Genomic DNA, 1,522 nt, shown 5'->3' with positions numbered 1-1,522 from the left:
CCCAATACTGTTCGGTTAACTATCTTTATGCCACACTACGCTCATCGTCTTTCTGGAGCGAGCCATGGCGCGAACCAAAGCGGTATTGGGAGCGGGCGCACGTTTAAGTGACTACCTCAGCGCCAGCTTGCTGGCGCGGATTTACCCGGCAGCGATGATCGGCGAGATACTCGACGAACATGGCTGCAACAGCAAACGTATTCGCAGCTTGCCCGCCGTGCCCGGCGTCTATTTCTGCATGGCCCTCAGCCTGTACCCGGAAGCGGCCTATGAACAAGTCTTTGCGGTCGTTTCTCAAGGCTTGTCCTGGATGCAGGGTAATGACTCCGAAGCGACGATCGCCAAGTCCTCCATCAGCGAAATGCGCAGCAAGATCGGATATATACCGTTGCAGAATTTGGTGGCTCGTGCCTGTTTGCCGCTCGCCGATGCAAAGCGCCATCCGGACGCCTTCTATGCCCGGCTGCGCCTGGTTGCGATAGACGGCAGCAATCTGGAGGTGGCCGACGAGCCGGACAACGTTAAAGCCTTTGGCTACCCCGGCAGCCGTACCGGTCATGCAGGCTATCCGCAAGCCCAGTGCGCCGTACTCGTCGAGTGCGCCAGTCACGCCATCCTCGCAGCCCATCTGGGTGCTTACCGAGAGAGCGAATGGGCGATTTGCAAACCGCTGCTGGCCCGTCTGGAGGCTGGCATGCTCTGTTTGGCGGATCGCGGTTTTAACGGTTATACACACTGGGCAGCGGCACAAGCGACCGGCGCGCAACTGTTATGGCGCTGCCCGAACAATCGCAAGCTCCCGGTAGTCAAGGCGCTCAGCGATGGGTCTTATCTCAGCATGATCTATCCGAGCGGCACGCTCTCTAAAAAGCAGCGGCAGGCCTCAACTGAGGGGATCGCAGTGCGGGTGATTGACTACGCATTGCCGAACGCCACTGAGGCGCAGCCACGCTACCGCTTGCTCACCACGCTGCTGGATGAGGAAACGGCCCCGGCCTTGGAGTTGGCGGCGCTGTATCACCAGTGTTGGGAGGTGGAAGCCGTATTTGACGAACTCAAGACCCACCTGTTGCAGAAGCGGCGAGTACTGCGCAGCAAGACGGCTGACCTGGTGCGCCAAGAATTCTACGGCTGGGTGCTGGCGCATTATGCGGTGCGCTGGCTGATGCATCAGGCGGCAACCGAGCACTGTCGACCGGATCGAAGTCTGTCCTTCACCGCGAACGTACAACTACTGCGCTGCGCACAGCCCCAATCGGGGGCCTTCCCCCCCAGCGCGGCCTCGATTACGTCGGCGATGGTTTAATGCTTTGCTTGCCACCGCCGCACGTTCGAGGTGCGTCACGAGCAAAGGGCTGCAAAACCCGCGTATGTTCAAGCGGCGCAATTCGTCCTATGCAAGTCACGACCGCTCAGTTGCGCGCAACATTCAGACGAACTTCTCACCGCAACTGCTTGCGCCACTGCCAGTGCCTCCAAGGAAAATATATGCAAAAAGATTCTAACCGAACAGTATTGAGAC

Annotated in this window: 1 protein-coding gene; it reads left to right on the top strand. The window is 58.9% G+C overall.

Going from position 1 to position 1,522, the window contains the following annotated elements; all coding sequences use genetic code 11:
- The first annotated feature begins 64 nt into the window (after positions 1-64).
- Positions 65-1,306 (top strand): IS4 family transposase, encoded by a 1,242-nt coding sequence (locus EI185_RS17315; protein WP_124706402.1) that lies wholly within the window; start codon positions 65-67, stop codon positions 1,304-1,306.
- Positions 1,307-1,522 lie beyond the last annotated feature (216 nt).

It is taken from the genome of Sulfuriferula multivorans, from assembly GCF_003851125.1.
In the GTDB taxonomy this organism is placed as follows: Bacteria; Pseudomonadota; Gammaproteobacteria; order Burkholderiales; family Sulfuriferulaceae; genus Sulfuriferula; species Sulfuriferula multivorans.
The sequence above is the reverse complement of the archived record's forward strand: the minus strand, read 5'-3'. Positions and strand labels throughout refer to the sequence as shown.